This is a genomic window from Brevundimonas sp. EAKA (genome assembly GCF_000698025.1).
Lineage (GTDB): Bacteria > Pseudomonadota > Alphaproteobacteria > Caulobacterales > Caulobacteraceae > Brevundimonas > Brevundimonas mediterranea_A.
The window spans coordinates 1-8,378 of the sequence record NZ_JMQR01000126.1; the positions used below are offsets into that span (position 1 = coordinate 1).

The window sequence follows — 8,378 nt, forward strand, 5'->3', positions numbered from 1 at the left end:
GACCCAAAGGTTCGATCCCGATCGACTCGTGGACCTGTACGAAGCTCTGGTCGAGCGGATGGAGCGGACCGGATCGGCCTCGGGCCTGCAGGAGGCCATCGCCGCTCATCTGCTGGATTCACCTCTGAGCGACGCGCAACGTGATCGTCTCCAGGCCGTGCTGATCCGTGACATCAGGGCCGAACGTTCGCAGTCGGACAACAGCGGCGGCGTTTTCGCATCCCTGCTGTTACGGTTCGACGCACCCCCAGCGAACCGTGAAGTCCTGCTTGCCGCGTCACGGGTCCTGGCCGCTCGGTATACGGACAGCGCACGAACGCCTGAGGTGCTGACGGCCTGGTTCGCCGACGACCGCGCAGGCGCCTTCGAGGCGCTGAGCGCAATGACCGAAGCGATGGCGCAGCCGCCGCTGAGTCTCGGCACGCTGCTGGCTCAGCGCTTTGGGGCTGAGCGCGAGGCCGCGTTCGACGCGTTCCTGGCGACCTCCAGGCCGAACCGGGAGGAGACGGCCCGTTTCCAGAGACGCTTCCTGCGCGGCGAAGCGACCAAGGCGTCGGTCGATCCCAGGATCGTCGCGGCCTACGCCAAGCTTGTCTCCGTCGAACCCGACAACGTCGCCTATGTCGCGGCTCTGTTGCTGATCCAGGCCAGGGCGGGCGATTTTTCCGCCTTCGTCGCGACCGCCGCGCCGTTCGCGACGACCCGGGCTGACGATCAGGTGCTGGGGACCCTGCTCGGTCTGGCCTATCGACTGACGGGCGATCCGGACGCTGCGGCGCGGACGGCCGAAGCCGCGAGCGTGGATCTGGACGACCCCGAGTGGATCCGCCAGCTCACAAGCCGAGCGATGGCGACGCGGGCCGGCGAGGTCGACATGCCGAGCGCGTTCGCACCGATATGGTCCGCCTACCAAAAACGGTTTCCCCAGGCGCCGGCCGTGCTGGCTCTGGCTGTGCAGGACCCGGAGTTTACGCCGGTGACGGTCGCGAGGCCCCTGGATCGCCTGGCCGCCGACGACACGCCGGGCGTCGCTCGAGGCGATATTCTCCGGGGTCTATGGCGTGCGACCGTTCCGCAAGGCCGTCAGGACGGCGACGCCAGCGACCGTCAAATGCTGATCGACGGCCTCGCGGATCCGGCGGCGGCCGGTTACGGCGCGCCTGTCGTCGCAATCGTCACGCGCGACCCTGCCGTCATCAAGGAGCTTGAAGACGAGCTTTCGAGCCTCTCCGGGGCGATGCAAGGCCGACAGATGCGGCTCTATGACCGGGTCGCCGAGGCGCAGTGGAGCCAGGGGGGCGGACAAGCGCGCCTGGACGCCCTGTCCGCCGATCTTGGCGGTCCGCCCGTCAGGCTGCACGACCTGGCCCTCTTCCTCGCCCTGGAGCATGGCGCGCCTGTCGCGCTCGATGCACAGCAGTTGGCCGGTCTGACGCGGCAGCTTCGTTTCGTCATGTCGCCGTCAGCGGGGATGAGGCTGGCCGCCGCACGCGCCTATGGGAGGGCGGGCGAAAGCGCCACCGCCGGCGCCTTGCTTCAGGCCGCCCTGCTGCAAAGCCTCTATCCGACCCGCCGCGACTATGCCGATCCCGGGGATCCGGCTCCTGACGCCGCCGCGTTCCTGACCGTTTTGGCGGCCTTCCCGGATCAGGGGGCGGCGCGACGGATACGCGGCGATCTGGCGCGCCTGGCCCAACGTCAGGCCGCCAGCCCTGCCGTGATGGCTCCTTTCGCAGCATTGGCCTCCGCCGCCGACTGACCTTGCGGACCAAGGCCCGATGTGCGGCTTCGACGCGGCGCGCGCATCGGCTAGGGTGGGGCAGGGACGCCTTGGGGCGAGGAGGATGGATTGGGCCTGAAGCTAAGAAGCCTGCACCGATCCATGTTCGCGCAACTGGCGATCATCACCATCCTGTTCGTCGGCTTCGGCGTCTATTTCTTCACCCTGCGTCCTTTGCTGTCGGTCGAGCCGACCGGCGTCGCTGATCCTCTGGAGGTCACCGCAGCCAGCGCATCCGAGGTCTTAAGCCGCTTCGCCTTCGCCGAACGCGAGCAGGCGGGAGCCGGCGGCGACCTGGACGCCGATCCGGTCTTGCGGGACATCAAGGCGCACAATCCCAAGTTCCGCTATTTTGTTCGGGTGCAAGGGCGGGAGTTCCGCTCCGGAGAGGGAACGCCCTTCTTCATCCGCCTGGCGTTCGACCGGCTGCAGAGCCAGAATCTGACGAAGGTCTATTCAGGCCTCTGCCTCACCAACACGAACAGCGATCCCGGCGGCCCAGGTCGCAGTTTCCTCGCCTATTCGGACTGCGGCGGACAGGCGAGCTATTATGAATACGCCGGGATCGAACACGCCACGACCAATGCCGCCGCAGGCTCGGCTCGGCTCTATGGCAAGTTCATATGGAGCTACGGCGGGATATTCCTGTTTACCGTAGGGGCGGCCTTCGTCGTCTTCACCATAATCCTCTTGGCGAACGTGTTGCGGATCCGGCGGGTGGCCGCCATGGCGCGCGATCTCGATCCCGACAATCTGAGCGAGCTGTTTCCGGAAAAGGGTCTGCCGCTGGAAGTGGCGCCGCTCGTGTCGGCGCTGAACCAGATGATCGTGCGCGTCGACGAGGCCCAGAAGCGTCAGCGCTTTTTCCTGTCCGCCGCGGCGCATGAAATGCGCACGCCTCTGACGGTGCTCAGAACGCGGCTGGAAATCATGGACGACGGGCAGTTGAAGGACAAGCTGATCTCCGACGTTCGGCGCCTGACGAATCTCGCCAATCAGCTGCTCAAACTGATGACCATCGGCGAGGCTCCGGAGCCGCTGAAGGAATCGGATCTCGTGACCTTGACCGGCAGGGCGGTGGGCGAGCGGGAGGTCGTCGCGGCCCGTCGCGGTCTCGATCTCGTCTTCGAGCGGGAGGTGACCCGCTATGGGCTCTGGGCCGATCCCAGCCTCGTCGAGACCGCGATCGGCAACGTCATCGACAACGCCCTGTCGTTTTCGGCGCAGGGCCAGCGTGTCGTCGTTCGATTGGACAAGGACGGCTGGGTTCGGGTTTGCGACCAGGGGCCGGGCATACCCAGTGAACAGATCAAGACGCTGTTTGAGCCCTTCACCCGGTTCTCCACCGGACGCAGCGGCTATGGGCTGGGTCTGGCCATCGTCAAGGCGGTGGTTGATCGCCACGAGGGCGCGGTGGTGATCGGCGAAGTCGCCGGCGGTGGGGCGGAGGTGGCGCTGCGTTTCGATCCGAACATTCCGGCCCGGCCCTGAGGCTCGGCCCTGAGAAAGGGTCACGCAACGCATCCGGTCCTGGGCAGACGGCGCCAGCTTCCGATCAGCTTGGTCCGGTACAGAGGTCGATCTGTCCTGGAGCCCTTCATGCACGCGTTGATCCTGATCGCCAGTCTGGCCCTGAGCACGCAGGCCGCCGCCGGGGAGCCGCAGCTGCCGCCCGCGCAGGCCGAAGCGGCGCCCGCCGGGGCGAGAATCGCGGTCCTGACCCGCGACACGCGCGGTCGGCCGACCCTAGACGCCGAGATCAACGGCAAGGGGCCGTTCCGCATGGTGGTCGACACCGCCGCCCAGACCAGTCTCGTCACCCTGCCCCTGGTCGACGAACTGAAACTGCCCGCCATAGGCGAGATGAATATCGGCGGCGTCGCAGGCCAGCAGCAAGCCGGCCTGTATGGAGTTGATCGCTTCAAGACCCCCCTGTTCGACGTCGAGAGCGTCGGGATGCTCGCCCTTCCGAACGCCGGCGTCACCGAGGCGCGCGGCATTATCGGCATGGAGAGGTTCACTGGAGATCGTCTTCTGTTTGATCACGCCGCCAACCGCCTGAGCCTCGAACGCTCCGGTGCGGCGGCCGACGGCTTCGTGGCCGTGGCGGGCCGTCTGGATGACAGCGGCCTCCTGACGGTGCCGGTCGAGATAGACGGGGTGACCTTCACCGCCCTCGTCGATACCGGCGCGGCCGTCTCCGTGGCGTCGGGCGGAGCCCTTCGTGCGCTGGGCTGGGCGGAAACCGATCCGCGGCTCACGCCGGCGGGTGAGATCCGGGGAGCGACGCAGCATGGGACGGTCGTCCTGAAAGGGGTCGTCGGCCGCATCAGATTGGGTCCGGTGATTTTTCGCGATGCGCCCTTGATATTCATCGCGGGCGAGGCGGACGACGCTGGGGCGGAAGGCGGTCCCAGCCTGATCCTCGGCGCCGATCTGCTGAACAACCTCGACGCCTACGCCCTCGACTTCCCACGCAGCGAACTGCAGATTCGTATCCCGCAGCAGCCAAACGGTCCTGATCCCCGCTGAGCCGGCCGCCCGGGAGCTAAATCCGTCTGCGGAGCTTTCAACGTCATCTGCTGCGCACGCATCCGCCTTTGTTCGCGGGCGGGCTGGAATCACCGCCGTCGGGTTCGGAGACTCGGCGTCAGCATGGCCGGAACGAGCAGGACGACCACGCCGACCGGCGACATCGCCAGGCCTCGGTCGCTTGTCCGTCCTAATATTTCCATTATAGTAGAAGTATGGAATCAGAGATCGCCATTTTCGCCCTGGCCGCGCTCGCCCAGAACACGCGTCTGGAGACGTTCCGGCTTCTGGTGCGGCATGAGCCGGAGGGACTGGCCGCCGGCGACATCGCCAATCGGCTGGCGATCCCGGCCAACACCATGTCGGCCCATCTGGGCGTGCTGTCGCGGGCCGGACTGATCACGGCCGAGCGGCGCAGCCGGTCCATCATCTATCGCGCCGATCTGAGCCGACTGCGCGACCTGACCGTCTTCCTGCTGGAGGACTGCTGCCAGGGGCGCGCCGATCTTTGCGAGCCCAGGCTCGCCGAACTCGCGCCCTGCCGCGACTGAGGACCTCATGGACGTCATCATCTATCACAACCCCGCCTGCGGGACGTCGCGCAACACCCTGGCGCTGATCCGGCATGTGGGGATCGAGCCGCATGTGATCGAATATCTGAAGACGCCGCCCAGCCGCGCCCTGATCCGGGACCTGGCCGCGCGGACGGGCGCGTCGCTGCGCGACCTCCTGCGCGAGAAGGGCACGCCCTTCGCCGAACTGGGTCTGGGCGACCCGGCCGTCAGCGACGACCAGTTGCTGGACGCCATCGAGGCCCATCCGGTGCTGCTGAACCGTCCGATCGTGGTGACGCCGCGCGGCGTGCGCCTGTGCCGGCCGTCCGAGGCGGTGCTGGATCTGCTGCCCGAGGACGGGCTCAAACCCTTCGTCAAGGAAGACGGCGAAGTGGTGATCGACGCCGGGGGGCGGAGGGTTCGCTGATGGTCGATACGCCCGTCGCCCCAGCCTCTGCGGCCGCGCCCCGGCGGCTGTCCTTCCTCGACCGTTGGCTGACCCTGTGGATCTTCGTCGCCATGGGGCTTGGTGTGGCGCTGGGCGCCTTCGTTCCCGGCCTGCCGGCCTGGCTCGACGGGCTGTCGGTCGGCACGACCAATATCCCCATCGCCATTGGCCTGATCCTGATGATGTATCCGCCCCTGGCCAAGGTGCGCTACGAGGCCCTGCCGCAGGTGTTTGCGGACAGGCGGGTGCTGCTGCTGTCCCTGTTCCAGAACTGGGTGCTGGGGCCGGTGCTGATGTTCGCCCTGGCGGTGATCTTCCTGAGGGATCAGCCGGAATATATGACCGGGGTCATCCTGATCGGCCTGGCCCGCTGCATCGCCATGGTCCTGGTCTGGAACCAGCTGGCGCGCGGCGACAATCAGTATGTGGCCGGCCTGGTCGCCTTCAACTCCATCTTTCAGATCTTGTTCTTCAGCCTGTACGCCTGGTTCTTCCTGTCGGTCCTGCCGCCGCTGTTCGGGTTGGAGGGCAGCGTGGTCGCGATCCGTTTCTGGACCATAGCCGGGGCGGTGCTGATCTATCTGGGCGTGCCGTTCCTGGCGGGTTTCCTGACCCGCCTGGTCCTGATCCGGCGCAAGGGTGAAACCTGGTACGAGACCCGGTTCCTGCCGCGCATCGGACCGATGACCCTGGTCGCCCTGCTGTTCACCATCGTCGCCATGTTCAGCCTGAAGGGCGGCGAGGTGGTGGCCCTGCCGCTGGATGCGCTGAGGATCGCCGTGCCGCTGACCATCTATTTCCTGGTGATGTTCGTCGTCAGCTTCCTGATGGGCAAGCTGATCGAGGCGGATTATCCGCGCACCACGGCCCTGGCGTTCACCGCCGCCTCGAACAATTTCGAACTGGCCATCGCCGTCGCCATCGCCGCCTTCGGCCTGACGTCGCCTGTCGCCTTCGCTGCGGTGATCGGCCCCCTGGTCGAGGTGCCGGTGCTGATCCTGCTGGTGTCGGTCGCCCTGTGGATGGGCCGGCGCTGGTTCGCCGACACGGCCCCGTCGGCGGACGCCTGATGGTCGCCCTGCGTGTGGTTGACGCCAGCGATCGCGGCCTGATCGCAGCCCTGGCTGAGGCCGGCCTGCCCGAGCCTGGCGCCGGCCGCTATTTCGGCGCGACCCAATACGGCGCCCTGGTCGGCTACGCAGGGCTGGAAGGCAAGGGGCGGCATCTGCTGTTGCGGTCGCTGGTCGTCCTTCCCGATCATCGGGCGCGGGGCGCAGGCGCGCGCCTCCTGACCGCCGCAGAAGACGTGGCCAGGGATCTGGGGGCGGAGACCCTGCACCTGCTGACGACTACGGCGGAGGCCTTCTTCGCTCGCCGAGGATTTGTGCGCGGCGCGCGTGAGGCGGCCCCCGAGGCCATCCTTCGGACGCGCGAGTTCGCGGCGCTCTGCCCGGCGTCCGCCGCCTATATGACCAAGGCCATTTCATGAGTTTCGACCGTCTGCGGCCCCTGCCGGACCCCGACCATCTGCCCGCCCTGGACCCGGCCTATCTGGCGCGCGATCCGGCGGCGGGGCTGGGGCCGAACGACCCGCCGCCCCGGATCCTGCTGCTCTACGGATCGCTCCGGGACCGGTCCTATTCGCGCCTGTGCGTCGAGGAGGCGGCGCGGCTGTTGCAATGGATGGGGTGCGAAACCCGGATCTTCGATCCGCGCGATCTGCCGCTGACGGACCAGCATGTCGCGGACGACCATCCCGCGGTTCATGAACTGCGCGAACACGCCCTTTGGAGCGAGGGCATGGTCTGGTGCAGCCCGGAGCGGCACGGGCAGGTCTCGGGGATCATGAAGCTGCAGATCGACCATCTGCCGCTCAGCCTGGGCGGGATGCGGCCGACCCAGGGCCGCACCCTGGCGGTGATGCAGGTCTCGGGCGGCTCGCAGAGCTTCAACGCCGTCAACACCCTGCGCCTGCTGGGGCGATGGATGCGGATGTTCACCATCCCCAACCAGTCCAGCGTGGCCATGGCCTTCAACGAGTTCGACGACGACGGCCGGATGAAGCCCTCCAGCTATTACGACCGGATCGTCGATGTGGTGGAGGAACTGGTGCGCTTCACGATCCTGCTGCGCCCCCACGCGGCCCAGCTGGTCGACCGCTATTCCGAGCGCAAGGCTGCGGGCGTCCCTCTGGACCCACAGACTGATCTTTCCGCCATCGCCATTAAGCCACAGTGATTCCGCCCAGGGTCCGCACGGAGGGTGTCGCACGGACGCGCCGTCCAGGCGCGCGGCCTTGATCCGGGCGGACAGGGCCGACCTCGGTCGGCGGGGCATGCAGGGACTATCGTCGCGAGAAGGCCAGAGCCGTCGCCGAGGCTGAATGCGCCGGAAGGCCGATCTGCTAGGCGGCGGCTGCGAGCGCCGTCCTCATCGCGACGATCAGAACGTCAAGGTCGAAGGGCTTCGGCAGGAAACCGGCGGCGCCGCCCGCATAGGCGGTCTCGGGCTCGAGGTGGCCGGAGGACACGAGCACGGGAATCCTCGGCTGACCAAGTTGTGCGTAGGCCAGAAGCCCGAGGCCGTCGATCGACCCCGGCATGCGTACGTCCGTGAAGATCAGGTCGATACAAGCGCCCGACTTCAGAATCGCGACCGCCTCGTCGGCGTTGAAGGCCTCGATGACGACGAAACCCACATCACGAAGGTGGTCTGAGACCAGCATTCGGATCAGAAACTCGTCTTCAACGACGAGAACATGCGGCGCGTCGGCCGCAGCCTCAGGGGGCGCAGGCATGGAGTTCGACAGCATTGAGGCCCCGCTTCGGATCAAGAACGATCTGAAAGGAGTCCGGTTCCAGCGCCGCGCGGGCGGGCGCCCCTGCGGCAAGCGCGGCTGTTCGCCGATCGGGAGTTGGCGAGAATCTTCGCGGGAATGTCAGAATCCGGTTGCGGCGGAAAAGAGCGGCCCGTATAGAGCCGCCTCGCTCGGAAACGGGCCGGCCCTGAGGGCTTCGGAGCTTTGGTTTCGGGGGTTTTGAGGGGAAGAAAGAGTTGAGAAACT

Annotated in this window: 9 protein-coding genes; 8 read left to right on the forward strand and 1 reads right to left on the reverse strand. The window is 67.1% G+C overall.

Features of this window, described 5'->3' with window-relative positions:
• The 8 genes from ER13_RS14225 to arsH all read left to right on the forward strand — a co-directional run.
• A partial coding sequence (locus ER13_RS14225) for a hypothetical protein (RefSeq protein WP_035310252.1) occupies positions 1-1,759 on the forward strand: 1,759 nt, incomplete at its 5' end.
• A gap of 90 nt (positions 1,760-1,849) precedes the next feature.
• Positions 1,850-3,271 carry a cell wall metabolism sensor histidine kinase WalK gene (locus ER13_RS14230; protein ID WP_231492560.1) on the forward strand — a complete coding sequence of 474 codons (1,422 nt, stop codon included), beginning with the start codon at positions 1,850-1,852 and terminating at the stop codon, positions 3,269-3,271.
• 108 nt (positions 3,272-3,379) lie between these two features.
• Positions 3,380-4,312: an aspartyl protease family protein gene (locus ER13_RS14235; RefSeq protein ID WP_035310256.1), complete on the forward strand. Its 933-nt coding sequence runs from the start codon at positions 3,380-3,382 to the stop codon at positions 4,310-4,312.
• A gap of 215 nt (positions 4,313-4,527) precedes the next feature.
• Positions 4,528-4,863 (forward strand): helix-turn-helix transcriptional regulator, encoded by a 336-nt coding sequence (locus ER13_RS14240; protein ID WP_008263976.1) that lies wholly within the window; start codon positions 4,528-4,530, stop codon positions 4,861-4,863.
• A 7-nt stretch (positions 4,864-4,870) separates the two neighbouring features.
• On the forward strand, positions 4,871-5,293 hold the full coding sequence (arsC, locus tag ER13_RS14245) for an arsenate reductase (glutaredoxin) (RefSeq protein WP_035310257.1): 423 nt from the start codon (positions 4,871-4,873) through the stop codon (positions 5,291-5,293).
• The gene (gene arsB / locus ER13_RS14250; protein WP_035310258.1) at positions 5,293-6,384 is read left to right on the forward strand and encodes an ACR3 family arsenite efflux transporter; all 1,092 of its coding nucleotides are present in this window, start codon (positions 5,293-5,295) and stop codon (positions 6,382-6,384) included. The genes arsC and arsB overlap by 1 nt, the downstream gene beginning before the upstream one ends.
• Positions 6,384-6,803 (forward strand): arsenic resistance N-acetyltransferase ArsN2, encoded by a 420-nt coding sequence (gene arsN2, locus ER13_RS14255; RefSeq protein ID WP_008263990.1) that lies wholly within the window; start codon positions 6,384-6,386, stop codon positions 6,801-6,803. The genes arsB and arsN2 overlap by 1 nt, the downstream gene beginning before the upstream one ends.
• Positions 6,800-7,552 carry an arsenical resistance protein ArsH gene (gene arsH / locus ER13_RS14260; RefSeq protein ID WP_035310260.1) on the forward strand — a complete coding sequence of 251 codons (753 nt, stop codon included), beginning with the start codon at positions 6,800-6,802 and terminating at the stop codon, positions 7,550-7,552. The genes arsN2 and arsH overlap by 4 nt, the downstream gene beginning before the upstream one ends.
• A gap of 166 nt (positions 7,553-7,718) precedes the next feature.
• Here the strand turns inward: arsH and ER13_RS14265 are convergent, their stop codons facing one another.
• Positions 7,719-8,126, reverse strand: a complete 408-nt coding sequence (locus ER13_RS14265) for a response regulator (RefSeq protein ID WP_052005132.1) — start codon at positions 8,124-8,126, stop codon at positions 7,719-7,721.
• Positions 8,127-8,378 lie beyond the last annotated feature (252 nt).

What these genes read in the sequence shown, in the direction of transcription:
- arsH (WP_035310260.1), top strand. Translation starts at nt 6,800, where the DNA reads ATGAGTTTCGACCGTCTGCGGCCCCTGCCGGACCCCGACCATCTGCCC.
- arsB (WP_035310258.1), top strand. Translation starts at nt 5,293, where the DNA reads ATGGTCGATACGCCCGTCGCCCCAGCCTCTGCGGCCGCGCCCCGGCGG.
- ER13_RS14240 (WP_008263976.1), top strand. Translation starts at nt 4,528, where the DNA reads ATGGAATCAGAGATCGCCATTTTCGCCCTGGCCGCGCTCGCCCAGAAC.
- ER13_RS14265 (WP_052005132.1), bottom strand. Translation starts at nt 8,126, where the DNA reads ATGCTGTCGAACTCCATGCCTGCGCCCCCTGAGGCTGCGGCCGACGCG.
- arsN2 (WP_008263990.1), top strand. Translation starts at nt 6,384, where the DNA reads ATGGTCGCCCTGCGTGTGGTTGACGCCAGCGATCGCGGCCTGATCGCA.
- ER13_RS14235 (WP_035310256.1), top strand. Translation starts at nt 3,380, where the DNA reads ATGCACGCGTTGATCCTGATCGCCAGTCTGGCCCTGAGCACGCAGGCC.
- arsC (WP_035310257.1), top strand. Translation starts at nt 4,871, where the DNA reads ATGGACGTCATCATCTATCACAACCCCGCCTGCGGGACGTCGCGCAAC.